The following is a 25,720-nucleotide window of genomic DNA, read 5'->3' as shown; positions in this document are numbered from 1 at the left end:
TTGGGGAGTTTTTGACATGAAAGAAGTAAAATGCGATTGTGGTCATGTAAATCCGTTTGGCACAAAAATTTGTGAAAAATGCGGGATGTTGCTTGGTAACGACAAAGAAAACAAGCTTATTGATATGCGATATGAAGGAAGTGCAAGGCGCTCACAAACCTATCAAAAAACGTTCATTGATAAAATATGGAACTTTTTTTCTTCCGTAAAGGTAGGAGTGACGCTCATTGTCCTTGCTTTGGTTGCTTCAGCTATCGGGACGATTTTACCTCAGGAAATGTACATCCCTTCAACCGCGACGCCGGCAGAGCATTATGAACTTGAATACGGCTGGGTCGGAAAGTTGTATTATGAACTCGGATTTCATAATTTGTATAGTTCATGGTGGTATTTGATTATCATTGGCATGCTGGGCATATCACTTTTGATTGCCAGTATCGATCGTTTTTTTCCTTTATATCGATCTTTAAAAAACCAAGGGGTCACTCGTCAAGATGGATTCATGAAACGTCAGCGGATTTATGGAGTGACGAAGCTTGAAGACCAAGATATAAACCTTGAAGAAGTAAAGAGTCGACTAAAAAGGCAGCGTTATAATATACGAGAGGAAAACGGTCATTTACTTGCCGAAAAAGGTCGATTTTCACGTTGGGGACCCTATGTAAATCATATTGGACTTATCATTTTTTTAATTGGAGCATTATTGCGTTCTGTCCCTGGGATGTATATCGACAAAGTCCTTTGGCTAAGGGAAGGCGAGAGAAAAGAAATCCCGGGTACCAATGGCGAATACTATCTCCAGAATAATGAATTTACCTTGGACGTGTATGACAAAGGAAATGAAGAAGATGAACAATACAGTGCCGCAATAGATAAAACAGGTACGATAGTTAAGACCTATCAATCCGATGTCACACTCTATCAACGCAAGGGAGAAACCATACCAGGGGAAAAAGTGGATCTTGAAAAACTTAAAGATTTTAAAATCAAAGTCAATGAACCTCTGAAACAAGATCATTATGCCCTCTACCAAGTAGATTATAAACTGGATGAACTCAGTACGATGGCTTTTAATTTAATGAACAAAAAAACCGAAGAGAAGTTTGGCAGCTTAAAGGTTGATTTGAATGATCCTCAAAAGAAATACGATTTGGGTAAAGGTTATTCTGTTGATTTGATCAGCTATTTCCCCGATTTCGAGTTCGATGAAAAAGGTGAGCCTAGAACGATATCGAAGATTCCGAATAATCCAGCATTTATCTTCAAAATGCATACACCGGACAAGCCAGAGGGTGAAGTCAGTTTTGTAGCCATTAAAAAAAATGTGGAGCCATTAGGGGAAAATACGTATAAAATGGCTTTTAATGGTGTGGAGACCCAAGATGTCACGGCTTTGACCGTTAGGAAGGATTTAACGCTTTGGATCCTTTTCTCAGGTGGAATCATTTTCATGGTGGGTGTGGTCCAAGGTTCGTATTGGAATCACCGGCGTATATGGATTAAGAGGAAAGACGATGAGATATTGATAGCCGGACATACAAATAAAAACTGGCACGGTATTAAAAGAGATATAAAACAAGCGTTAGAATCTACATCTCTTTGCGAACCAACGGATCAACTTGAGGAGGAGAAATCTTCTACAAAGGGGGAAGCTTTAAATGGCTGAAGTAAGCAGTAACTTTTTATATGCAGCTTTCTTATTATATCTTGTCGCTACCTTTTTATTTGGAGGGGCGATAAAGGATAAACGGGGAGCGGAGGAAAAGAAACAAAATAAATGGGCTAAACTGGGCATTTTCACCACCATTCTCGGTTTTGCTGCGCAAATAGGGTATTTCATCACAAGATGGATTGCTGCCGGCCATGCCCCGGTAAGTAACCTGTTCGAATTTACGACCTTTTTCGGAATGATGCTGGTCGGTGCTTTCATTTTAATTTATTTCCTTTATAAAACACCTGCACTTGGGTTATTCGCTTTACCGATTGCGTTATTGATAATCGCATATGCAAGTATGTTCCCTACAGAAATAGCGCCACTTATACCTGCTTTGCAGAGCGATTGGCTTCATATTCATGTGACGACGGCAGCGGCCGGACAGTCGATTCTAGCGATAAGTTTCATTGCAGCCATCATCTATCTGGTTAAATTCGTCGATCAAACACAATCCAGTAAAAGAACGTTCTGGCTAGAATTCATCATGTTCACATTAGTCAGCGCCATTGCTTTTGTCATCATCACTTCAACTTTTTCAGCGATGGATTATAAAGCGAATTTTGATTGGGTCGATAAACACGGTGCGGAGGTTAAACAGGAATTCAACCTGCCTGCTTTAGTGGGTCCCAATGAAGGGAAACTAATTGAGCCGGATCGATTTGAACCGATGGCGAGCATGCCTCCACTGATCAATGCTAAGAAATTGAATACTGTCATTTGGTCAATCGGAATGGGACTCGTCCTTTATGGTCTAATAAGATTGATTGCTCGTAAAAGGGTGGCAGCATTGATAAAACCGATCGTTAAAAATGTGAATTTGAATTTATTGGACGAGATTAGTTATCGTTCAGTTCTTATCGGTTTTCCAATCTTTACACTCGGTGCACTTATTTTTGCAATGATCTGGGCTCAAGTGGCCTGGACAAGATTCTGGGGCTGGGACCCAAAAGAGGTCTGGGCACTCGTTACCTGGTTGTTTTATGCAGCTTTCTTACATCTGCGTATGTCTAAGGGCTGGCAAGGGGAAAAATCAGCTTGGCTTGCCGTCATCGGTTTTGCCATCATGATCTTTAACTTAATATTCGTTAATCTTGTTATTGCTGGTTTGCATTCATATGCTTGATTCTGTATTGTAATAATTAGATGAAGGGGGTCTTTTGATAGAAACGTCGAGGAGATGGCTTATCGATTTTTCTGGAGAATGATCCCTTTTTCTGTCTCTTACTTTAAAAGTGATATAACGGTTTTAGAATAGCCGCTTTGAATTCGTGGGGGAGCAGTTGAAGTCATTTTATTGTGACAATATGGTGAAAAGTTCATAGAACCCATACGAAATTGGCTTTTTAACGTACTTTGGAGGGAAAAATTATTAGTCATGGAAGTATTCATTTTGTAGAATATAAGATAGGAGGCTGATTACATAATGTATAATGCTATTACTATTCTCGTGGTGGATGATGAGGAAAGAATCCGCCGGCTGTTAAAGATGTATTTGGAAAGAGAAGAATATATAATTGATGAAGCTGAAAATGGAGAAGAGGCTTTATCAAAAGCCATTGAAAATGATTATGATTTAATCTTATTGGATATTATGATGCCTGGTAAAGATGGAATAGAAGTTTGCCGTGAGTTAAGGGAGAAGAAAACAACACCTATTATCATGCTGACGGCAAAAGGTGAAGAAGTGAACCGGGTTCAAGGGTTCGAAGTGGGGACCGATGATTATATCGTCAAACCGTTCAGTCCCCGTGAAGTTGTGTTAAGGGTCAAAGCTTTATTGCGGCGTTCTTCAAACACTAGTTACATGCAGACCGAAACGACGGCAAAAGATGTGATTGTCTTCTCGCATTTAACCATTGACAATGATGCCCATCGTGTACTTGCTGATAATAAAGAGGTTTCTTTAACGCCAAAAGAATATGAATTATTATATTTCTTAGCGAAATCCCCAGATAAAGTATTTGATCGGGAGCAACTGTTAAAAGAAGTATGGCACTATGAATTCTTTGGAGACCTTCGAACTGTTGACACGCATGTTAAACGCTTACGTGAAAAATTAAACCGCATATCCGAAAACGCAGCTAAGATGATTGTCACTGTTTGGGGTGTAGGTTACAAGTTCGAAGTCATGAATGACTGATGATGCTATGGGGAAGTGTTGTAGGGAAGCTGTGGGCAACGATTCTATTGCTCGTGTCGTTTGTATTAATCGTATTAACCGTTTTGCTCGTAGAGTTTTTTGAGAATTTCCAAATTGAAAATATTGAAAATGATTTAACCAAAACAGCTGAACAAATCATCAAGGTGACAAATGATCATCAAGGATCTAACACGGATGTTTTACAAATAGCTTCAGAATTAATAGGCAACGAAACGAAGATGATCATTCTAAACGATGACAAAATGATTTTCTCATCCATTGGTGCTACGGAGATTGATATCACTCCGGAATCCATTAAGAATGACTCCGAATTGCTCAAGGTTTTTACGGAAAGAAAGACAGTAAAAAAGGAAATGGCGCTATCCAATGATAAGGGGAACCAGGAATTATCCGCAATTGTAGTAGGGGTTCCGCTTGAACTGAATGGGGAACAGGATGAAGTTTTCTTATTTCAATCGTTGGAATCCATGGAAGAAACGACAAAATCCACTACACAGTTCATTTTATTGGCCGCAGGGATCGCCATTATCTTGACAACGGTTTTTGCTTTCTTTTTATCGACTAGAATCAATGCCCCATTGGTGAAGATGAGGGAAGCCGCCCTAGCCATCGCCCGGGGGAAATTTGATACAAAGGTGCCAATCTTGACACAGGATGAGATCGGTGAGTTGGCCATAGCGTTCAATCAGATGAGAAAGCAACTGAAATTCAATATAAATGCACTTAGCCAGGAAAAAGAACATCTTTCTAGCATTCTTAGCAGTATGGCTGATGGGGTCATTACCTTCAATAAGGATGGCACAATTCTTGAAACGAATCCCCCAGCGGAAAGGTTTCTGCAATCCTGGTACTTTGAAAAAGGCTATAACCGGGAAGATAATGTGAATGTCCCGTTGGTGTTGATGAACCTTTTTGATGAATCAGAGTCCTTCGATAAGGAGCAAATTGGTGAAATTACCTTGCAAGGTCGCGATTGGGGATTGATTGTCAGTCCATTATATACCAATGGCGACAATATCCGGGGAGCGGTGGCCATCATACGGGATATTAGTGATGAAAGACGTATTGACAAACTAAGAACGGATTTCATAGCGAATGTCTCCCATGAGTTAAGAACGCCAATTTCAATGTTGCAAGGGTATAGTGAAGCGATCGTAGATGACATTGCAAGCAGTGAAGAGGAAAAGATGGAAATGGCCCGAATCATCTATGATGAGTCTTTGAGAATGGGACGTTTAGTCAATGATCTACTCGATTTAGCAAGGTTGGAATCTGGAAAAATGAATCTTAGCTACGAACGTGTGCCCATTTCTTCCTATTTAATGAGGATTACAAGTAAGTTTTCAGGGCTGGCCAAGGATAAAGGAATTTCAATATCCACGGTTCTTCAAGACGATGAAATCGAATGGCATTTTGATCCTGACCGCATTGAACAGGTTTTGACGAATTTAATTGATAATGCAATTCGACATACTCCTCCAGGAGGGAACATTGATGTCATTCAGAGGACAAGTGATCGAAGAGGTCTGATCATTGATGTGAAAGACTCAGGATCGGGTATTCCCGAAGAAGATTTACTTTTTGTTTTCGAGAGATTTTATAAAGCGGACAAAGCAAGGACCCGCGGCCAGTCTGGTACCGGATTGGGATTGGCAATCGTAAAAAATATCATCAATGCCCATGATGGCTACATTTCGGTAAACAGTTTACCTAATAAAGGGACAACATTCAGTTTTATCCTGCCTCGAATTATGGAAAATGCTGAATGAATAACGGGTAGCTTGCCAGAAAATCTTGTTTCATAAGAAACTGTGAAGACAAAGGCAATTGGATTCATTTCCAACTTGTCTTTGTTTTTTTTAGGTAGCAAGATAAGAAGTCTTGGATATGTGGAAGTTAACGGTACTTTATAATAAGATTAAAGCCAAAGCATGTAACTTTTAAGTAAGAATGACGACTATATTTATGAACGGGTGGGGAAATGATGGATTCCGTTTTCCACGATCTTTATGAAAAATATCATCAGGAAATTTATCAATTTATTTTTTATATGACCAAAAATCGAGAAACGGCAGAGGACCTTGTTCAGGAAGTCTATATCCGAGTTATGAAGGCATATGAACGGTTTGAAGGAAAAAGCAGTGCAAAAACATGGATTTATTCGATTGCAAGAAATGTGACGATTGATTATTTTCGGAAACAAAAAGGGTGGAAGGACAAAATCTTTTCTAACTTTGATTGGGATAGGCAATTGATTATAGATACTCAGCCCATTCCGGAAGAAGTGGCTATCATGAACGATGACATCCAGGATATTTATCGATGCTTAAACAGATGTACCACGAATCAAAGATCCGTCATCATTTTACGATATATTTCTGGCATATCAATAACAGAAACCGCTGAAGTATTGAACTGGAGTGAAAGTAAGGTAAAAACGACCCAACACCGTGCGTTAAAGGCGATCAAAAAGATGATGGAAGATTTATCAGGAAAGGAGGGACACCGCATTGAGAAAATCCCGTTGGAAAGAAAACGAAATTGAAGACATGTTGCGCGAGCTTCCAAAAGTAAAAGATGACCGAAGCAAGGCAGAGGTGTTTGCGAGAATACATGATAAAAAGAGAAAGAAACACTGGTTACCTTTAATTGCGGGCGTTGCCTCCTTATTTTTAATGGTAGTTTTGGCGTCATCAATCATTACTGGAAAAGAAGGAACTACAAGTCAAGAGGACAGCAGCAAGAGTGGAAAATTATCCATTTCTGAAAGTAAGGAAATGTCAGAGTCAAAACAACAGGGTGCAAATATCAATGAAAATACTTCAGAAGATAAACAGGGGAATCAGGAGTTTTTGAGTAAGCAAGCAGAAAGTGAATCTAAAGACGAGGTTTCACAAATAGAACCTTTTAAAAAGGACAAGGAAAAGACCTTCGCACATGCGATTTATCAGGACGACCTAAAAAATGAATCGACCATTACCATTGGTGTTCCAGATGATCACATGAAAGTCATCGTTCCCATTTCTATCAAACTCAATCACTTTGATAGAACAGAAACACTTAATCAGTTAGTGAATCAAATGTCCGATATCGATGAAGAGCAATATGGGCTATCTGACTATTTTCCACTTGATATAAAAATTAGCCAAGGTAACGATATGACCACGGCTCATATTGAGTTTCAAGAAGACAGCCAATTATTGGATGATGATGCACTGTTTCTCCATTCGATGGAAGAAACGTTTTCCTATAACAATATAGAGAGGATGACTTTTGCTACAGATGGTAAGCAAGGTGCAATGTTTTTACATGCGGGATTTTTAAAGGAGCAGGCAGTACCTCAACAAAAAAATCGCACATACCTTCTTTATCAAAGAGATGAATACTCTCCACGGTTGCTTGTTCCAAGCAATAGGGATTATCAGGATTTTGAGGAAGCCCTTCAAGCGGGAAAAGGGGAGCAGGATATAGAGGGAATAGCACCTGCAATCCCGGAAGACATGAATTGGGACAATATAAATTCAGAGGGAGGCCTTGTGACCATTCAATTATCAGAGCATGCGGCTATTGAAAATAATGAGGAATCTCTTCAAGCTTTAGAAGCCATACTCTTCATTGCTAAGGATTTTGGTTTTAAAAAAGTCAAGTTTGAAAACGCTCCTATTGAAAAGGTGGGCCATCTGAATTTAACTGACGACATAGTAGTGCCTAAAGCACCGAACCAAGTGAATTGATGCAGGGACAGGGGCTAAATGATGAGGAGCCGTGCCGTATTTGTTCAGAAAAAAGGATTGGAGTTAAAAACACACCCTAATAATTGTGTGCAAACAGAAAAGTGCCCTCTTCAAGCGGGCACTTTTTCTTCTTATAATGAAATGCGGGCCAAGAATGTAACTTCTTCTGTTTCCATTAAAAATTGCTTCATGTTGTCTTCTAATGGTTTATCAAAGCTTAAAACCATGATGGCTTCCCCGCCAGCTTCTTTTCGACCGACCTGCATGGCGGCAATGTTCACACCATGATCTCCAAGGACCTTACCTACGTTACCGATTACACCAGGTTTATCGGTATGCTGGATATATAGTAAATTTTCTTCCGGTTGAAAGTCGATTTTGAAGCCATTCAAACTTACAATTCGAGAACCGTAATTTGCGATATACGTTCCACTGATTGTTAATTCACGGTTATCACCTTTTACCTTAAGGCTGATCAGGTTAGAGTAACCTAAAGAATCCGAAGAGATTTTTTCCCCAACTGTGATGCCACGCTCTTTTGCGACCAGCAAGGCATTAACCTCATTAACGGATGCATCAACTCTTGATTTGAAGAAACCTGAGATTAAACTTTTTGTCAAAATCGCTGTATCGAAGTCCAATGATTCTCCTGCATACGTAACAGATATTTCCTGAATTCCTTCTTTCATGCACTGAGAAGCAATGGATCCCATTTGTTGGACGAGTTGATAGAAAGGTTGAACCTTTTCAAACACTTCTTTAGAAATGGCTGGAAGGTTGATAGAACTCGAGACTGGATTTCCCTCGAAATAGGTCAGAACTTCTTGTGCGACCTGTACGGCTACGTTTAATTGGGCTTCTTTTGTAGATGCACCTAAATGAGGTGTAGCAATGACACTATCCAGTTCAAGCAGTTTATGGCCAAGTGGAGGTTCTTCGACGAAAACGTCCAGTGCAGCCCCTGCTACATGACCTGCAACTATCATTTCATATAAATCATCCTCATCTAGAATTCCACCGCGGGCACAGTTCAGGACATATACGCCTTTTTTACAGGTAAGCAGTTTTTCTTTATTGATTAATCCCCTAGTTTCATTCGTTAAAGGTGTATGTACAGTAATGATGTCTGCTTTAGGAAGCAAATCATCCAAGGGGAGGGATGTTACGGACATTTTCTTGGCACGATCAGCAGTTAGGAACGGATCATATACAATGACATCCATACCAAACACTTTAGCACGTTTGGCAATTTCCCCTCCGATACGGCCAAACCCAATAATTCCTAACGTTTTACCGCGAAGTTCCGTTCCTGTGTATGAAGATCGTTTCCACTCCCCATTCTTCAGAGAAGCATAAGCTTGCGGAATATGACGCATTAACGAAGCCATCATGGCAAATGTATGTTCAGCTGTTGAAATGGTATTGCCGTCAGGTGCATTAACTACGACGATTCCGCGTTTTGTCGCAGCAGGGATGTCTATGTTATCGACGCCGACACCAGCCCGTGCAATAATCTTCAACTGTGGCATACGGTTCATTAAGTCTTCCGTAACCTTCGTTGCACTTCTTACAAGTATTGCATCAATCTGATCAAGTTCGCTTGCCGCTTCCTCTACTGTCTTCTGAATAAGAAGAATATTGGATGCCTCTGATAGCGGTCCGAGTCCTTCTGGTTTGATAGCATCTGCCACTAAAATCCGATACACGTTAAACACCTTCCTAGGTAAATAATTATCTTAAATTTCAGTTAATTTTACAATTGAACGGTTGATTATGTCAATTTGGCATTTCTTGATGTAAGCGCTTAAAACAAAGATTAATATTGGTATTGTTTGATCAAGACCGCAGTATTAATGACTTTATCATTAATTGCCTAAAAAAGAAAAAAATTTGATTATTTAAAATTGTCATGTAAGGACATCAACTTTTGAAAATCCTTTATTCGTTTAATGTCGGTTCCAAATGACAAGCGATATTCATGCTAAATTAATCATCCAAGAAAAAATGCTATTCAAAAAAAAGAATTTCAGATATAATGGGAAATGTAAACAAAATTTTATAGGTCTATCTTCGGGGCGGGGCGCAATTCCCCACCGGCGGTGATGAAGAAAATCTTCTTCTTAGCCCGCGAGCCTTACGGGGCAGGATTTGGTGTGATTCCAAAGCCGACAGTATAGTCTGGATGGGAGAAGATGGAGGTTCCTGAGTGCGTTTCAACAGTCATATGCTGAACGTTTGTTTGATGTAACCTTTAATTAATCCCTTTAATTCAATCGGAATTAAAGGGTTTTTTATTGAACATCAACATGATGAAGGAACACTAACCTCTTTTTCAGGTAGATCGGAAAAGAAGGAGAGAGAGCTATGAAAAAGAACAAAGTTAAAAAAACGGTCACGCTGGCCATGATGGGGAGCATTTCTTATCTATTGATGCTTTTGAATTTCCCGTTTCCAGGATTTCCACCTTTTCTGAATGTTGATTTTAGTGACATTCCAGCACTGATGGCGGCTTTGATTTTCGGTCCGATGGCAGGAATCCTAGTTGAATTCCTTAAAAATCTATTGGATTTAGTCATGACAGGTACCCTGACTGCTGTACCAGTTGGGCATATTGCTAACTTTATAGCAGGAGTACTGTTCGTTTTGCCTACTTACTACGTATTTAAAAAAATCAATTCCAAAAAAGGTATGACGTTCGCTTTACTTGCGGGTACAGTTTCAATGGCGGTAGTTATGAGTGTTTTAAACTATTTTGTCTTTTTACCGGCATATACCTTCTTTATGGGATGGGATGCAATGTCGGCGCCCGAATCAAGAAAGTTCGTAACGACGGCAATTTTACCTTTCAACGTGATTAAAGGCGTGCTTATCACTTCTGTATTCATGCTGTTGTTCATTAAATTGCAGACATGGATCAATAAGCAAACATTATATAAAAATGCTTAATGGCATAGACGATGATACAAAAAAGCCGGATATTCATATCCGGTCAGACTGTAGACAAAAAGGTTTCGGAATGGTCTCATTCCGAAACCTTTTTGATTTTTTATTGGATTTGAATATGGAGTGTCACCACTTTCTGTAGGTCTTACTTTCGGTACACTGTGATAAAAATCTTACGAACCAAATTGATTGGAAAGGGTGTACGAGACTCCTGCAGGAATAGTACGTCCAAGGGAGACCTCGCAGGCGCAAAGAGCACCGAGGAGGCTCCCGGACCGCCCGCGGAAAGCGAGTGCCTGGAGTGAACCGCAATATTCAAGTTTTATAAACCCTCAAAGAAGAATAGGCAAAAGGAGCTCTATCTAACTGTTAAAACCAAGTTGATAGGAAAGGGTGTGCGAGACACCAGCGGGAATAGTGCGTCCAAGGGAGACCCCTCAGGCGCAAAGAGCGCCGAGGAGGCTCCCGGACCGCCCGCGGAAAGCGAGTGCCCTACGTTCCAATCAACGGTCAAATGCAAAAAGCCTAAAAAAACTATAGTTAAACTCAATTATTATCGAGTTTGTCTGCAGTCAGCCTGGATATTAGCCAAAAGAAAAAGCCATTCTCGATTGAAAATGGCTTGCCTTTTTATTCGTATTTTAGTGCATCTCCGTCAAATGACTCGTCAGCAACTTTAATAGAATCCGTAGGGCATCCTTCAAATGCGTCCATCATGTCATCTATAAGTACGTCTGGAATTTCAACGATTCCTTCGTTATCGTCAAGGGTAACAAATGCAATCCCTTCGTCATCATAATCATATATATCTGGTGCTGCTGCTCCGCAAGCTCCGCATGCGATGCATGTTTCTTTATCCACAATAGTAAATTTAGCCATGAATATATAACCCCTCCTAAGTTGTTTAACAACTGATAATCTTTTTATTTCAGATTATTATCTCTTTCTTATTGTAAGACCGAATGCCAAACTTTTCAATAGAAATTGTATTGATAATAACTATCAAGAAGCGAATTGTCAATGAAAAACATTGGAATAATTAACTCGATTCTTGCCTTGGTTCGTCATTTAGTCACAAATTCTTCCTTGTATTCATCAATAATAACGGCGGTTTTTGCAGTTTTTTGATACAATGGGAGTAATGGATAAATGAAACAAGGATGTGAGTCCCATGAATAATTATCTACAGGCAATCATTCTATATGCGATAAAAAAATTTCAAGGCGAACGTTCCATTTATGCTATTTACCATATGCTGCAGGGGAAGAAGTCGTCACAAACGATTCAGGATGCCCATTTATTCGGATTAACGAATATATTCGGGACAATACCCCGTTTTACCCGTCAGCAATTGAATCAAAACATTGAATGGTTCCTTAAACATGACTTCATTAAACTAATGGATAAAACCGATGCTTATGAAATTAGTGTACAAGGTGAGAAAATGTTAGTTAGTTACTTAGAAAACAACCCATTTCCAACGTATTTAAATGGTTGGAAGTATCAAAATATCACCCCTGTATTCTGGGGGAGGTTAAACTTACTCATTCAAACCATATCCCATATTGTCCACAATGAAAGACGTTTTTATCCGATACAACAAAATCCTAAAATCCAACATTTCGTTAAGGAATTCTTACATACCAATCGTCAGGACCGAGTGTTGATAGCAACTCATCTATTTGAAGAATTGATATCGCTTTTAGAACGGCAAAGCGACCTGAAAAGAGACATTCTCATTTTGAAATTAACTGGGGTAAACAGGATTGGACATACGTTTGAACAGATTGCAAAAAGGAAAGATGTAGAAGAAGAATATGTTCGCTTTATGTTTCTTGACTCTCTGCATCAAATGCTTGCAGATACGGAAATGAGCACGGATTATCCTCTTTTAGCCACGTTAATATACGATTGGAAAAGGAGTGGGAATCCCCATTTGACACAATCTACACAAACGACTTTACGATACATCCAGGAAGGGAAAAACATGTGGGAAATAGCTGAAATCCGCCGATTGAAAGTAAATACCATAGAAGACCATCTCGTCGAAATTGTCCTTTCGGATAATAGTTTTCCAATTGCCGATTATGTGTCGAGCGAGGATGAAAGTAAAATTGCTGCAGCGATCAAGGAACTTGGTACGAAAAAGCTTAAAGCAATCAAACAAATGGTCGATAATAAACAGATAAGCTTTTTCCAAATACGGCTTGTGCTCGCGAAACTAGGTGATGGATGATGAATATAGAAGCTGTCCTAAAAGAAAAATTCGGATTTGATGAATTCCGTCCTGGGCAAAAAGAAGTGATTGAATCATTGATGTCCGGTCGTCACACATTAGGGATGCTACCCACCGGATCCGGTAAATCATTATGTTATCAGTTGCCCGCTTACCTTATAAATAAGACTGTCTTAATTGTCTCTCCATTACTATCTTTAATGCAGGATCAGGCAGATCAGTTGAAAATGAGTGGAGAAAAAAGTGTATTGACCCTCAATTCTTTTTTGACGCTAAATCAAAAAAGAAGTGCGTTCGAACGGTTACATAGTTATCGGTTTATCTTTTTATCTCCTGAAATGCTCAGCCTGGAGGGCGTGATAAAATCCTTGAAATCCATAGATATAGGTTTGTTCGTCATTGATGAGGCGCACTGCATCTCACAATGGGGATATGATTTCCGTCCAGATTATTTGAATTTAGGTGAAGTGAGGCGTGAACTGAACGATCCGCTAACGCTTGCCCTGACGGCAACTGCTACCATTGAAGTCCGCAGGGACATCGTTGGTAAACTCAACCTTGGCCAAGTCAATGAAACCGTGTCATCCGTTGATCGGGAAAATATTGGGATACTTGTTGAACGCATGTTCAGCTACGATGAAAAGCAATCCCGTGTACTTGAACTTGTCAGGAAATTCACAGGGAGTGGAATTATTTATTTTTCATCAAAAAAAGTAGCGGAAGCAGTCACTCGGTTTTTACAGGAAAATGGGGTGGATAGTGTCAATTATTATCACGGTGGCATGGAACAGGAACAAAGGATGCTCATCCAGCAGCAGTTCATTTCCGGTCAGTTGAAAATAATTTGTGCAACGAGTGCCTTTGGCATGGGTGTAAACAAATCGGATGTCAGATATGTTATCCATTTTCATATGCCGTCCACGATGGAAGCATATCTTCAGGAAATAGGCAGGGCGGGGCGAGATCGGAAGCAAAGTGTTGCTGTTTTATTATATAGTGATGGGGATGAAGGGCTTCCCATGCATTTGATGGAACAACAACTACCTACGGATATGCAAATAGAGGGGGTTTGTTCGTTCCTAAATGATTCACAAAAGATTCTGGAGAACTTGACTCCATCTGAAAAAGAACAGCTATCTCTAACTTTTTCTTTGAACGAAATCCAACTTCGTTTTTTTACTCAGCTTATTAAAGGAACGAATAACCCTTTACATCAAGTCGCAGAGATGAAAGAGTATTGCCATAAGAGGAAGGCCGCGAATCAAGGAAAACTGCATAAATTCCTCCAATGGATCGATGCACAGGATTGTCGCAGGTTAGGGATAATGGACTACTTTGCGGAAAAGCAACAAGAAGTGAACCCCATCTGCTGTGATTACTGTGGGATGGATGCGGATAAAATGGTCGATGTATGGCCTGAAGTTAAGGTGGATCACGTTAATTCTTATTCAACGTGGAAAAAGGAATTGGCTTTTATCTTATTAAAGAAGGAAACTGGGAATGAAAAATAAGCAAGCTGAATTGATTAAACAACTAACAGATAAACAGTTGCTATATAATTTGTTTCTTACACAAATTATTCTCTTAACGTTAGCCGTTTTTTTAGGTATTATTTTATTTAAAGAACGTTCTGCTTTTTTCGACTTATTTATCTTTGATGACCTTAACATTTTGCTGATTGGCATTCCTGCTGGAATCGTCGTTGTGTTAATTGACATTTTATTGATGAAAGTGACACCATCTTCCTATCAGGATGATGGAGGTATTAACGAACGCATTTTCAGTCATTTATCTTACACGATGATATTTGTCGTTGCTTTAGTGGTAGCGATAAGTGAAGAAGTATTATTTCGAGGAGTTTTGCAAACACATTTTGGTTTACTTTGGACGAGCATCATTTTTGCAGCCGTCCATTATCGTTACCTTTTTAATTGGTTTTTATTTTTAAATGTTTTGGTTTTGAGCTTCTTTATCGGTTTGCTATTTGAATGGACCAATAATATCATGGTGACGATTACGGCCCATTTTTTGATTGACTTCATCCTTGGTATTATAATTAGGAGCAAAAAGCAAACAGGGTTGAGCAAGAAAGGGGGTGACTTGTATGAGTCAAGTACAAAAGAATGAAAAAGAAAACGATCAGGCTGGTGAACTTGGTTCGCGAATAGAACGTCATAAGGCTAAGTCATCACTGCCCAAGCGTAGCAAAATCCACAAAAATAAAAAGAAAAAAAGTAAAGCGAAGATTAAGTTTCCAATCATACAATTTTTATCGTTGTTTTTTATTTTGCTTCCGATAGGATTTTACGGCCTTAATACATATTTTCAGGATAGACCTGTACGTGTTACAAATAGTGACCAAGTCGTCGTTAATAACAATGAGGAGGAGGTTACAGAAACGATTCCAACTACAGCAACAGCAGATGATTTAAAAGATAATAAAGAAAAAGACTCGGAAAAAGCCGTAGCGGAGAAAGAAAAGGAAGAAGCGAAGGCTAAAGCTGAGGAAGAAGAAAAGCGCAAGCAAGAGGAACAAGCTAAGAAAAAGGACGAAGAAAAAGCTAAGGCCCAGCAAGAAGCCGAAGAAAAGGCTAAGGCCCAGCAAGAAGCCGAAGAAAAGGCTAAGACCCAGCAAGAAGCTGAAGAAAGGGCTAAGGCCCAGCAAATAGCTGACGAAAAAGCTAAGAAGGAAGCAGCCGAAAAGAAAAAGGCAGCTGAAATTCAAGCCGCAAAACCGGATAAGGATGAATACAAGGTTGTTTTACATACTGTTCAATCGGAAGAAACACTCTTCCGCATTTCCATGAATTACTACAAATCACAGGAAGGCATTGCTTTGATTAGGGAGTGGAATGGCCTTAAGGGCAATGAAATTTCCAATGGTCAGGTTTTGAAAATTCCGATTAAGAAATGATGATGGCACCCTGTCTTTATAAGGCAGGGTGTTTTTCCAATTTGAAGCCAAACATGACAGGTACTTTATCATTTTTTCCTGGACAGCTTCATATCATGACTTGAAAGAGTAGAGGAGGAAAAGGAATGGAATCGACAATCATTTTATTGGATGAAAAAACGGACCAAGCAACAAAACAAATGCTGCAGAATGTCGTGGATCGAAAAAAAAAGTTCGAGGCTCTTAAAAAGAAGCATCTTCAAAGTTTATGGGCGACCATGATTGTTGCTGCTCTTTTTTTGGTTTACCTTTATTTTTATATTGTTGTACCTTATTCCTATTCCTTTTTCAGCATGTTTAGTGTTTTCGTCGACCATTTCAGCCATTTTCTTTTTTTGGCGGCAGCTATAGGTCTATATGGATATATGATTTTAATTAAAAAGAAGCTCGATAAAGCTGAAAAGGAGTTTCAGCTGCTACGCTGTGAAATCATTAATAAAAGCAAGCAGTTATGGGAAAAAGAGGAAGAATGGAAAAGTCGTCATAAGGTTTTTGAAATGATGAAGAAGAATTATGATATAAACTTATATCATGAAAATAAATGATTGATCACGTTAACATATATTTAATTGCGGGTAATATGGTTTTATGGTTATATGAAGGTAACTATTAGGATTAGGATGGAAAGAAGGTTTAACGAAAGATGTTATTGGTATCTGGATTATTTTTAGTCATCATTCTGCTGGTAGTTGGCATGGTCATTTACATGTGGCTTACTGCTAAGCAAGATAGGTTGATTTTTCAAGACTTATTTTTCAATGACTTTCCTGAAGGGTTTGGCGATGTTCGGATTTTTTTCATATCTGATCTCCACCGTCGGATCATATCGGATAAATTAATTGAGGAAGCCCGCGGCAAAGCTGATTTGGTGATTATAGGCGGGGACATAAGAGAAAGCGGGGTCCCCTTAGAACGAGTGGAAAAAAATGTTTTGAAATTGAAAGAGCTTGGTCCCATTTATTTTGTTTGGGGAAATAATGATTATGAAGGGGATTTTCATGAGCTGGATGCAGCACTTCTAAAACATGGAGTGAAAATCCTTGATAATACAGCTGTTTCTTTTGAATCTCAAAATGGCAGGAAAATCGCTCTTTTAGGCATTGATGATATAACGGAAGAACGAGATAGGCTGGATCTCGCCCTCTCGGATTGCGAGGATGAGGCTTTTCGGATATTGGTGAGTCATAACCCCTTGGTCAAGGAACAATTGACTACGGAACACCACATAAGTCTTGTCCTGTCAGGTCATACCCATGGCGGGCAAATTCGCATATTCGGATACGGACCCTATCAGATCGGCAGTATAAAAAAAGAGGGCAACTGTTTGTATATGACGAGTAATGGTTATGGGACAAGCGCAGTGCCTTTAAGGCTTGAGGCTAAGCCGGAAACACACCTAATCACCCTGAAAAGGGGGAAGTGCACTGAAATAGGCGATGCGGTGGAGAAGACCTTTTAAAAAGCTTTTTAACGAGCATATCGGAATTTTACAGACTTATAAGAAAACACTATAATTTCAACAAATGAACGTTCAATTATTGGAGGCCTTGAAAAAACCATGCAAGAAGGTAAATATAATATAAAGGCAGTTTCAAAACTGCTAGACATTCAGCCGGGTACTCTGAGGGCATGGGAAAGGCGCTATAAATTTTTCGAACCTGTCAGGAATGATTCAGGGCATCGGCTATATACAGAAAAGCATCTGCAGATCCTTAAATGGCTCGTCAATAAAACGAATCAAGGGTTCACGATAAGCCAGGCCGTGTCACTTCTCGATAGTGCTGGCACTAAAGCGATTGGAGTTCCAGAAACGAACCGTAAGGATGAACAAACGATAAAGTTATCGGATGAATTAATCGAAGCTCTATTAAATTTCAATGAAAATAAAGCCCAGATGCTGATTAGCCAAGCTTTCAGTATGTATACGATCGAACATACCATAGTTGATGTTCTTGGTGCCGTACTGGTTCAGATAGGGGATAAGTGGGAAAGGGGAGAAATTACTTCCGCTCATGAACACTTTGCGTCGAACATTTTAAAAGCCAGGATCAGTTCCGTCATGCATACGATTCCGACTAATGGTTATCTTCCAAAAGCTCTTACCGTATGTGCCCCTGGTGAAAAACATGAGTTTGGTCTGTTGATTTTCACCATTTTTTTGAAGCGGAAAGGGTATGAAACCGTTTATTTGGGAGAATCTATCGCCGATAAGGATCTTTTTACCGTATTAAACATCATAAAACCCTCTTACTTATTCATGTCTGTTTCACTTGAAGAAAATCTTGAAGGGACATTTAGTCTTGTGGAAGCATTAAAAAAAGAGTTCCCGGATTTGAAGGTGGGTCTTGGAGGTGCGGCTTTGAGTCTTATATCCGAAGAAAGACATATTACCTTCAGTGGAGTTCTCATGGGGGACAAGCAATCGGAATGGGAGGAATGGCTGAAAAGCTAGTGACTGTCTTTGTGAAATAATGGATATGCACCCTGCGACCAAGGCTTCATATGATGTATGAAGATGGTAACCAGGGGGCCTTTTTTTATGAAGCTGGAGCGTTTAACTAATAATAAAATCAAGATTTTTTTGACCCTTGATGATTTAATTGATAGAGGTATAACAAAAGAAGATATTTTAGGAAATTCTTTAAAGGTCCACAAGTTATTTCAGGATATGGTTGAAGAAGCATGCGAAGAACTCAGCTTTAAAATGAGTGGTTCCATTGCAATCGAGATTTTTTCCCTGCCTGCTCAGGGGTTGATAATCATCGTGACAAAGGATGAAGAAGAATTATTGACAGACGAGGAAGAATTCTTGGATTTGCAAGTGAAAATAGATGACTTCCCCCATATTCTGTATGTTTTCGATGAGTTTGAAGACATCGTCCAATTATCTCATAGATTGTCTTTTCATGGTTTGCTTAAAAGTACTCTTTATCATTATGAGGGAAGATACTATTTGCTAATCGAAAATGGTAAAGACACGACCTATGACACGGTCATCTCATTAGCCGCCGAGTATGGCCATGCTTCGACACTGACGCTCTGTCGTATCAATGAATATGGCTCTTGTATAATTGAAAATGAAGCGATACATGTTTTGACTACGCACTTCAGTTAACTGCAAAAAGTAGGAGACAAGGCAGACGCATGATGTAAAAATCAATGTGGTTTGCCTTATTTTTCTCACCTATTTGATTGAAGAAAATCTACGGGAAATGAGTAAGAAAACAAAGGTTATGATAACGTTTTCATTTTTTGAATATTTCCAACTTTTAAATTCCCATTTTTGTTCTTGCATAAATATAATGAAGGTGTATACTAGCACATGAAGAGGACTATTTGTAAATTATAATTTAATATATGGATGAGATTTTTAGGAGGTACTTTTAATGGATTCGGCAAAAGATAATAGCCATGTAAATGAAGAAGAAAAACACGACGTACTGAGGTCAACCCAAACTGTAATACATAAAGCTTTGGATAAGCTGGGTTATCCGGAAGAAGTTTTTGAGCTCTTGAAGGAACCATTGCGTTTATTAACAGTGAAGATACCAGTCCGGATGGATGATGGGTCGGTTAAAATTTTCACGGGTTACAGGGCGCAGCATAATGATGCTGTTGGGCCTACAAAGGGCGGTATCCGTTTTCACCCTGATGTAACGGAACGTGAAGTGAAAGCATTATCCATTTGGATGAGCTTGAAATGTGGGATCGTTGATTTGCCGTATGGCGGTGGTAAAGGCGGGATCGTTTGTGATCCTCGTAATATGTCCTTCCGTGAGTTGGAAAGATTAAGCCGGGGCTATGTTCGCGCAATCAGCCAAATCGTGGGGCCGACAAAAGATATCCCGGCACCGGATGTATTTACGAATTCCCAGATCATGGCTTGGATGATGGATGAATACAGCCGTATGGATGAATTCAACTCCCCAGGATTCATTACAGGTAAACCGCTTGTATTGGGTGGTTCTCATGGCCGTGAATCAGCAACTGCTAAGGGTGTAACGATTTGTATCAATGAAGCTGCCAAGAAGCGTGGCATTGATATTAAAGGGGCAAGGGTCGTCATTCAAGGCTTTGGTAATGCAGGAAGTTTCTTAGCTAAATTCATGCATGATGCAGGTGCAAAGGTTATTGGTATTTCCGATGCATATGGTGCGCTTCATGATCCTGATGGACTGGATATCGATTATCTTCTAGACCGGAGAGACAGTTTCGGAACCGTAACAAAATTGTTTAAAAGCACAATTTCAAATAAAGAACTGCTTGAATTGGATTGTGATATTTTAGTTCCGGCTGCAATTGAAAACCAAATCACAGAAGAGAATGCTGCTGATATTAAAGCTTCAATCGTTGTCGAGGCTGCAAACGGGCCTACGACAATGGAAGCGACACAAATCCTAACGGACCGTGGAATCCTTCTTGTTCCTGATGTCTTGGCTTCTGCTGGCGGAGTTACGGTTTCTTACTTTGAATGGGTACAAAATAATCAAGGATATTACTGGTCTGAAGAAGAAGTGGACGAAAAACTGGAAAAAATCCTTGTGAAATCTTTTAATAATATTTATGAACTTGCCCAATCCAGACGTGTTGATATGCGTCTTGCGGCTTATATGATTGGTGTAAGAAAAATGGCTGAAGCTTCACGCTTCCGTGGTTGGATCTAAAAAGATTCAAATCATGAATGGCATATAGATAAAATCGTTTTCATTGCTTTATCATTGAAATGATTTGTAAAAACTCCTATCATGTATTGATAGGAGTTTTTATTTTTAAGCGAACGAATTACATAGTGCATGGAAAGGCAGTGGAGTAAAAATGAATGTTGAAGAAGTCATTATCATAGGTGGGGGCCCTTGTGGATTGGCTGCTGCGATTGCTCTTAAAGAAGTGGGAATTCAGTCCCTGATCATTGAAAAAGGCAATGTGGTGGATTCGATTTACCGTTACCCTACTCATCAAACATTTTTCAGTTCAAGCGAAAAATTGGAAATCGGTGATACCGCTTTTATTATCGAAAACCGTAAACCGGTCCGTAATCAGGCATTGGCTTATTATAGGGAGGTAGTTAGAAGAAAAGAATTACGGATCAATAAGTTCGAAAAAGTGGAAAAGGTGGAAAAACGGGAAGATGGGAAATTTGTAGTAAAGACATCCAAAGGTGACTATACAGCATTGCATGTTATCGTATCTACCGGATACTACGATCATCCAAACTATATGTGCATTCCCGGTGAAGATCTTCCTAAAGTGTTTCATTATTTCAAGGAGGGCCACCCTTACTTTAATTGTGATGTTACCGTCATCGGTGGTAAAAACTCAAGTGTGGATGCGGCACTGGAATTGGTCAAATCAGGTGCAAGAGTTACCGTCTTATACAGGGGAGCGGAGTACTCTTCTAAAATCAAACCATGGATTCTTCCTGAATTTGAATCATTAGTCCGTAATGGAACGATCATGATGGAATTTAATGCGAATGTTGACGAAATCACTGAAGATAGTGTCGTATATCATGTAGGTGAAGAGCAAAAAGTTATAAAAAATGATTATGTGTTCGCCATGACTGGTTATCACCCTGACCATTCCTTTTTAGCTTCAATGGGCATAAATATTGATAAGGTGACTGGAAGGCCAACCTATAACGAGGAAACGATGGAGACGAACGTAAAGAGTCTATATATTGCCGGCGTTCTTGCAGCCGGAAATAATGCGAACGAAATCTTCATTGAAAATGGCAGGTTCCATGGTGGTTTAATTGCCTATCATTTGGCTGTTAAAGAAAAGTGAAATGAAAAGGGAGCTGAAATAGTATGGACAAAATATCATTAATAACGACAGGCGGAACTATTGCCAGTAAAGAAACGACAAATGGAATGTTGGCTTCAGGTGCGCTGAGTGGGCAGGAGTTGGCATCCATTTGCGAATTACCTAACGATATTGAGGTTAAAGTGGTTGATCTTTTCCAAATCTCAAGCATGTCCATGTCATTTGGGAAAATGGAACAGCTGAAACTAGCCATAAAAAAGGAATTGGAAGACCCAGAAGTTACAGGGATTGTCGTGACCCACGGTACCGATACACTAGAGGAAACGGCTTATTTCCTTGATGTCACGAATAGAGATCAACGACCAATCGTTTTAACCGGATCCCAGCGTTCTCCTAAAGAAGTGGGAACCGATGTTTATTCGAACCTAAGGAATTCGATATTATGTGCTGCGAGTGATCTTCTCAAGGATGTTGGTGTGGTTGTCGTTTTTAATGAGCGCATTTATTCAGCAAAGTATGTAAAAAAAGTGCATGCTTCCAATTTGCAAGGATTCGAATCTTTCGGCTATGGATATCTGGGGATCATTGATAATGATGTCGTCAGCATCTATCAAAAACCTTTACATCGGGAGTTCTATGATATCCAGAATCGCATCCCCAGAGTGGATATCATCAAGTGCCATACAGGCGCTGATGGCCTCTTTATAGAGGCTTCTGTTAAAAACGGTGCGAAAGGCATCGTCCTCGAAGGTGTAGGAAGGGGACAAGTTACGCCTGAAATGGTAACTTCCATACAGGATGCGATCGATAATGGCATAACAATCGTCATGACAACAAGTGCAGAAGAAGGAAAAGTTTACCCGGCATATGATTATGTAGGCAGTGCATTTGATTTAAAACAGCGCGGCGTGATATTAGGTGCTGATTATGACAGCAAGAAGGCTAGAATTAAGTTAGCTGTCGTGCTGGCAAGTGAAAACTCTGTAGATGAAACCTTCTTTAAGTACTGACGGATTAAATAAATGTTGGAAGACTTGATTCTTGGATTTAGTTTTTCTGCATTCCATGGTACGATTAAGGAAAAGAAGAGGAAAAGAGGGTCAGCTAATGCTGGTCATGTTGTCAGCGGCTATTGCGCCAGGATTGGCGCTTCTCAGCTATTTCTATTTGAAAGATCAATATGAAACAGAACCGATATCGGTTGTTATCAAAACATTTTTATTCGGTGTCTTTCTTGTTTTGCCGATTATGTTCATACAGTATGTGCTCGAAACGGAACATATCTTGAATACAGACTTAGCTAATGCATTTTTATGGGCAGCACTGCTTGAGGAATTCTTCAAGTGGTTCATACTCATTTATGTTATTTATCAGCATGTAGCCTTTGATGAGCCATATGATGGGATCGTTTACGGAGCAGCAGTCTCACTTGGATTCGCTACAATGGAGAATATTTTGTACTTACTTGCAAACGGCGTGGAGCATGCTTTTATCAGGGCCGTTCTCCCTGTATCCAGTCACGCTTTATTCGGGGTGATCATGGGGTATTATTTGGGCAAGGCGAAATTTTCAGCTATCAATAATCGGCTCTATTTATTATTGGCACTGATCATACCAATTTTGTTACATGGGGTTTATGACTATATTTTAGTTTCTCAAAAATTTTGGGTGTACTTTATTATGCCATTTATGATTTACCTATGGTGGTTAGGGATGAAAAAGGTGAAAAAAGCACGTTTGATGTCTGATTTTCATGCTGAAAAACTTTCTCAAAATCATTTTCTTAGCAAATGATGAATAGTAAAAAACGGAGTGTTGGCATATTTTGCCCGCTCCGTTTTTTTATGGTTTGGAATAAAAAAGCCAGTTAAGAAGAAAATAGAATTACATTAATTCAAGAAAAAGAGGAGTGTTTTTGATGAAAGGAATTTCGTCAAAATGGAAATGGCTTTTGCTGTTTTCGTGTTTAACAATTTGTTTCGGAATTTACCCGGAAACAAGGACAAATGCCTTTTCGAGCCAAGTCATCCAAAAAGGTGCGGTTGGAGATGATGTAATTGAACTACAGGCACGCTTACAAAACATTGGTTACTATAATGGAAAGATTGATGGAGTCTATGGATGGGGCACTTATTGGGCACTTCGAAACTTTCAACAAGATTTCGGGCTGCCAATCGATGGCTATGCAGGGACAACGACAAAGCAGAAGTTGGCGAATGCCTCTAATTTCAATAGAGCATTCGTTCACGAACAGATTAATAAAGGGAACGAGTTCACCTATTATGGGGGAGTAGATATTGAAAAACAGGTAAAAGTGAAAGGCAATGCAAATGCACCCAAGTCTGGCGGGGCCAATGATAAATCCGGAAATGCCCCTTCTAAAACAGCAACAGCGGCCAATCTTCCTGGAGGGTATTCTCAAAACGATATACAACTGATAGCCAATGCCGTTTATGGAGAGTCGCGTGGGGAGCCATATACAGGTCAGGTTGCTGTTGCGGCGGTCATTTTAAACAGGGTAGAAAGTGCAGCTTTCCCGAATACCATTTCGGGAGTGATCTTTGAACCTGGAGCCTTTACGGCAGTTGCGGATGGCCAGATATGGCTTACCCCGAACGAACGGGCAAAAGAAGCGGTCGTGGATGCTATCAATGGATGGGATCCGAGTGGTAATGCCGAGTATTACTTTAATCCCGAAACGGCTACAAGCAAATGGATTTGGTCTAGACCGCAAATCAAAAAAATCGGAAAACATATTTTTTGTAAGTAAAGAGGTGAAGGAAAATGATCAGGAATATAGTGATTGCCCTGCTTGTTGTAGTTGTTGCAGGAACTGCATTCTGGGGCTATCAAGAACATAAGGAAAAAAATGCTGTATTAATCAATGCGGAAAACACTTATCAGCGAGCCTTTCATGATTTAAGCTATCAAGTAGATTTATTGCATGATAAAGTTGGCAGCACGTTGGCGATGAATTCAAGATATTCATTAAGTCCAGCTTTAACAGATGTGTGGCGTATCACTTCCGAAGCCCAAAGTGATGTCGGGCAGTTGCCAATAACCCTGCTTCCTTTTAATAAAACAGAAGAATTTTTAGCGAAAATTGCGGACTTCAGTTATAAAACAGCCGTACGTGATCTTGATAAAGAACCATTGAATGATCAGGAATATTCGACTTTACAATCCCTATATACACAGGCAAGTGACATCCAGGGCGAGTTAAGAAAGGTGCAATATCTAGTCCTTAAAAACAATTTAAGATGGATGGATGTCGAAATGGCTTTAGCATCTGGAAAAGAAAATACAGATAACACGATCATTGACGGCTTAAAAGTGGTGGAGAAAAAAGTATCGGGGTATGGGGAAACAAACGAGATGAATCCGACCTTTACTTCTACCCAACAGAGGGATGAAAACTTCAAAAATTTGCAAGGTAAAACCATTACAAAAGAAGAAGCCATTGCGACAGCGAAAAGCTATATACATTCAAAAAGCGGAAATTTGAAGGTGAATGTTGAAGAAAACGGCAAAGGTTCCGATTATGGATTTTATAGTGTGAGCATCCTTGATAAAGATTCTGATACCGAATTGAATATGGATTTGACAAAAAAAGGCGGTTACCCCATTTGGTATATCAATAATAGGGACGTGAACAAAACAAATATTGATTTGAATCAAGCCTATACGAAAGCCGAAGCCTTTTTAAAAGAACATGATTTCAGTTCACTGGAATTATTTGAAAGTGCACAGTACGATAACATCGCTTTACTGAATTTCGTGACATCTGAAAATGGAGTCAAGATTTATCCTGATTCAGTCAAGGTCAAAATTGGATTGGATGACGGATCTGTTGTGGGGTTCTCGGCAGACGAGTATTTAAAATCACATAAAACAAGGGAAATAGAAAGTCCGAGCATATCGGAGAAGGAAGCTAGAGATAAAATCAACTTAAATGTAAAGATAATGGAAAGTGGAAAGGCATTAATCATTAATGATATTGGCGAAGAAGTTCTTTGTTATGAATTTATGGGTACTATTAAAGAAGATACATACCGTATTTTCATTAATGCCGACACTGGTCAAGAAGAAAAAGTGGAAAAATTAAAGAACTCCGAACCGGTATACGAAAATTTAATCTAGACGGGTATGATGATTCATGTTCAACAGGGAAATGTGCCTAGCCACTTTCCCTTTTTCTTATTTCATGACATAATAG

23 protein-coding genes and 1 riboswitch are annotated in these 25,720 nt (G+C 39.5%); of the genes, 21 read left to right on the top strand and 2 right to left on the bottom strand.

Going from position 1 to position 25,720, the window contains the following annotated elements:
* Positions 1 to 16 precede the first annotated feature (16 nt).
* The 6 genes from resB (at position 17) to ACFWE9_RS08910 (ending at position 7,609) form a co-directional block, all read left to right on the top strand.
* Entirely contained in the window at positions 17 to 1,666 is a 1,650-nt protein-coding gene (resB, locus tag ACFWE9_RS08935) for a cytochrome c biogenesis protein ResB (RefSeq protein WP_377356512.1), read from the top strand.
* Entirely contained in the window at positions 1,659 to 2,837 is a 1,179-nt protein-coding gene (gene ccsB, locus ACFWE9_RS08930; RefSeq protein ID WP_230156910.1) for a c-type cytochrome biogenesis protein CcsB, read from the top strand. Before resB ends, ccsB begins: the two co-directional genes overlap by 8 nt.
* A 300-nt stretch (positions 2,838 to 3,137) precedes the next feature.
* Entirely contained in the window at positions 3,138 to 3,854 is a 717-nt protein-coding gene (locus tag ACFWE9_RS08925; protein WP_230156911.1) for a response regulator transcription factor, read from the top strand.
* Positions 3,854 to 5,644 (top strand): ATP-binding protein, encoded by a 1,791-nt coding sequence (locus ACFWE9_RS08920; RefSeq protein ID WP_230156912.1) that lies wholly within the window; start codon positions 3,854 to 3,856, stop codon positions 5,642 to 5,644. The genes ACFWE9_RS08925 and ACFWE9_RS08920 overlap by 1 nt, the downstream gene beginning before the upstream one ends.
* 215 nt (positions 5,645 to 5,859) lie before the next feature.
* Positions 5,860 to 6,420 (top strand): RNA polymerase sigma factor SigX, encoded by a 561-nt coding sequence (sigX, locus tag ACFWE9_RS08915; protein ID WP_230156913.1) that lies wholly within the window; start codon positions 5,860 to 5,862, stop codon positions 6,418 to 6,420.
* Complete coding sequence (locus tag ACFWE9_RS08910) at positions 6,386 to 7,609, top strand: hypothetical protein (protein WP_230156914.1); 1,224 nt, start codon at positions 6,386 to 6,388, stop codon at positions 7,607 to 7,609. Before sigX ends, ACFWE9_RS08910 begins: the two co-directional genes overlap by 35 nt.
* A gap of 131 nt (positions 7,610 to 7,740) precedes the next feature.
* Here the strand turns inward: ACFWE9_RS08910 and serA are convergent, their stop codons facing one another.
* Entirely contained in the window at positions 7,741 to 9,315 is a 1,575-nt protein-coding gene (gene serA, locus ACFWE9_RS08905) for a phosphoglycerate dehydrogenase (RefSeq protein WP_230156916.1), read from the bottom strand.
* A gap of 356 nt (positions 9,316 to 9,671) precedes the next feature.
* Positions 9,672 to 9,807, top strand: a riboswitch (FMN riboswitch).
* A gap of 166 nt (positions 9,808 to 9,973) precedes the next feature.
* On the opposite strand from serA, the gene ACFWE9_RS08900 reads away from it, so the two are divergent.
* Positions 9,974 to 10,555 carry an ECF transporter S component gene (locus ACFWE9_RS08900; protein ID WP_230156918.1) on the top strand — a complete coding sequence of 194 codons (582 nt, stop codon included), beginning with the start codon at positions 9,974 to 9,976 and terminating at the stop codon, positions 10,553 to 10,555.
* A gap of 627 nt (positions 10,556 to 11,182) precedes the next feature.
* Here ACFWE9_RS08900 and ACFWE9_RS08895 read toward each other — a convergent pair.
* Positions 11,183 to 11,431 (bottom strand): ferredoxin, encoded by a 249-nt coding sequence (locus ACFWE9_RS08895; protein ID WP_230156920.1) that lies wholly within the window; start codon positions 11,429 to 11,431, stop codon positions 11,183 to 11,185.
* 292 nt (positions 11,432 to 11,723) lie between these two features.
* Between ACFWE9_RS08895 and ACFWE9_RS08890 the strand changes: the two genes are divergently transcribed.
* From ACFWE9_RS08890 to ypeB, 14 genes are all read left to right on the top strand, one after another.
* Entirely contained in the window at positions 11,724 to 12,788 is a 1,065-nt protein-coding gene (locus ACFWE9_RS08890; RefSeq protein WP_377356508.1) for a YpbB family protein, read from the top strand.
* Positions 12,788 to 14,299 (top strand): RecQ family ATP-dependent DNA helicase, encoded by a 1,512-nt coding sequence (locus ACFWE9_RS08885; protein WP_230156924.1) that lies wholly within the window; start codon positions 12,788 to 12,790, stop codon positions 14,297 to 14,299. The genes ACFWE9_RS08890 and ACFWE9_RS08885 overlap by 1 nt, the downstream gene beginning before the upstream one ends.
* Positions 14,289 to 14,915 carry a CPBP family intramembrane glutamic endopeptidase gene (locus ACFWE9_RS08880; RefSeq protein WP_230156926.1) on the top strand — a complete coding sequence of 209 codons (627 nt, stop codon included), beginning with the start codon at positions 14,289 to 14,291 and terminating at the stop codon, positions 14,913 to 14,915. Before ACFWE9_RS08885 ends, ACFWE9_RS08880 begins: the two co-directional genes overlap by 11 nt.
* Complete coding sequence (locus tag ACFWE9_RS08875) at positions 14,893 to 15,702, top strand: LysM peptidoglycan-binding domain-containing protein (protein WP_377356506.1); 810 nt, start codon at positions 14,893 to 14,895, stop codon at positions 15,700 to 15,702. Before ACFWE9_RS08880 ends, ACFWE9_RS08875 begins: the two co-directional genes overlap by 23 nt.
* Before the next feature lie 125 nt (positions 15,703 to 15,827).
* Positions 15,828 to 16,286, top strand: coding sequence for a YpbF family protein (locus ACFWE9_RS08870; protein ID WP_230156930.1), 459 nt, complete (start codon positions 15,828 to 15,830; stop codon positions 16,284 to 16,286).
* Positions 16,287 to 16,384: 98 nt separating this feature from the next.
* Positions 16,385 to 17,200: a metallophosphoesterase gene (locus ACFWE9_RS08865; RefSeq protein ID WP_377356504.1), complete on the top strand. Its 816-nt coding sequence runs from the start codon at positions 16,385 to 16,387 to the stop codon at positions 17,198 to 17,200.
* A 99-nt stretch (positions 17,201 to 17,299) separates the two neighbouring features.
* The gene (locus tag ACFWE9_RS08860; protein ID WP_230156934.1) at positions 17,300 to 18,193 is read left to right on the top strand and encodes a MerR family transcriptional regulator; all 894 of its coding nucleotides are present in this window, start codon (positions 17,300 to 17,302) and stop codon (positions 18,191 to 18,193) included.
* A gap of 87 nt (positions 18,194 to 18,280) precedes the next feature.
* Positions 18,281 to 18,856 carry a genetic competence negative regulator gene (locus ACFWE9_RS08855; RefSeq protein ID WP_230156936.1) on the top strand — a complete coding sequence of 192 codons (576 nt, stop codon included), beginning with the start codon at positions 18,281 to 18,283 and terminating at the stop codon, positions 18,854 to 18,856.
* Between the two features lie 271 nt (positions 18,857 to 19,127).
* The gene (locus ACFWE9_RS08850; protein WP_377356501.1) at positions 19,128 to 20,405 is read left to right on the top strand and encodes a Glu/Leu/Phe/Val family dehydrogenase; all 1,278 of its coding nucleotides are present in this window, start codon (positions 19,128 to 19,130) and stop codon (positions 20,403 to 20,405) included.
* Between the two features lie 151 nt (positions 20,406 to 20,556).
* Positions 20,557 to 21,525 carry a YpdA family putative bacillithiol disulfide reductase gene (locus ACFWE9_RS08845; RefSeq protein ID WP_230156938.1) on the top strand — a complete coding sequence of 323 codons (969 nt, stop codon included), beginning with the start codon at positions 20,557 to 20,559 and terminating at the stop codon, positions 21,523 to 21,525.
* Positions 21,526 to 21,548: 23 nt separating this feature from the next.
* Positions 21,549 to 22,514, top strand: coding sequence for an asparaginase (locus ACFWE9_RS08840; RefSeq protein ID WP_377356499.1), 966 nt, complete (start codon positions 21,549 to 21,551; stop codon positions 22,512 to 22,514).
* A 97-nt stretch (positions 22,515 to 22,611) separates the two neighbouring features.
* The gene (gene prsW / locus ACFWE9_RS08835) at positions 22,612 to 23,298 is read left to right on the top strand and encodes a glutamic-type intramembrane protease PrsW (RefSeq protein WP_377356498.1); all 687 of its coding nucleotides are present in this window, start codon (positions 22,612 to 22,614) and stop codon (positions 23,296 to 23,298) included.
* A 124-nt stretch (positions 23,299 to 23,422) separates the two neighbouring features.
* Positions 23,423 to 24,274 carry a spore cortex-lytic enzyme gene (gene sleB, locus ACFWE9_RS08830; RefSeq protein ID WP_377356496.1) on the top strand — a complete coding sequence of 284 codons (852 nt, stop codon included), beginning with the start codon at positions 23,423 to 23,425 and terminating at the stop codon, positions 24,272 to 24,274.
* 14 nt (positions 24,275 to 24,288) lie between these two features.
* On the top strand, positions 24,289 to 25,644 hold the full coding sequence (gene ypeB, locus ACFWE9_RS08825) for a germination protein YpeB (protein ID WP_230156942.1): 1,356 nt from the start codon (positions 24,289 to 24,291) through the stop codon (positions 25,642 to 25,644).
* Positions 25,645 to 25,720: the final 76 nt, after the last annotated feature.

Source organism: Peribacillus sp. NPDC060253 (genome assembly GCF_042727425.1).
Lineage (GTDB): Bacteria > Bacillota > Bacilli > Bacillales > DSM-1321 > Peribacillus.
This window is presented reverse-complemented; position numbering and strand designations above follow the sequence as displayed.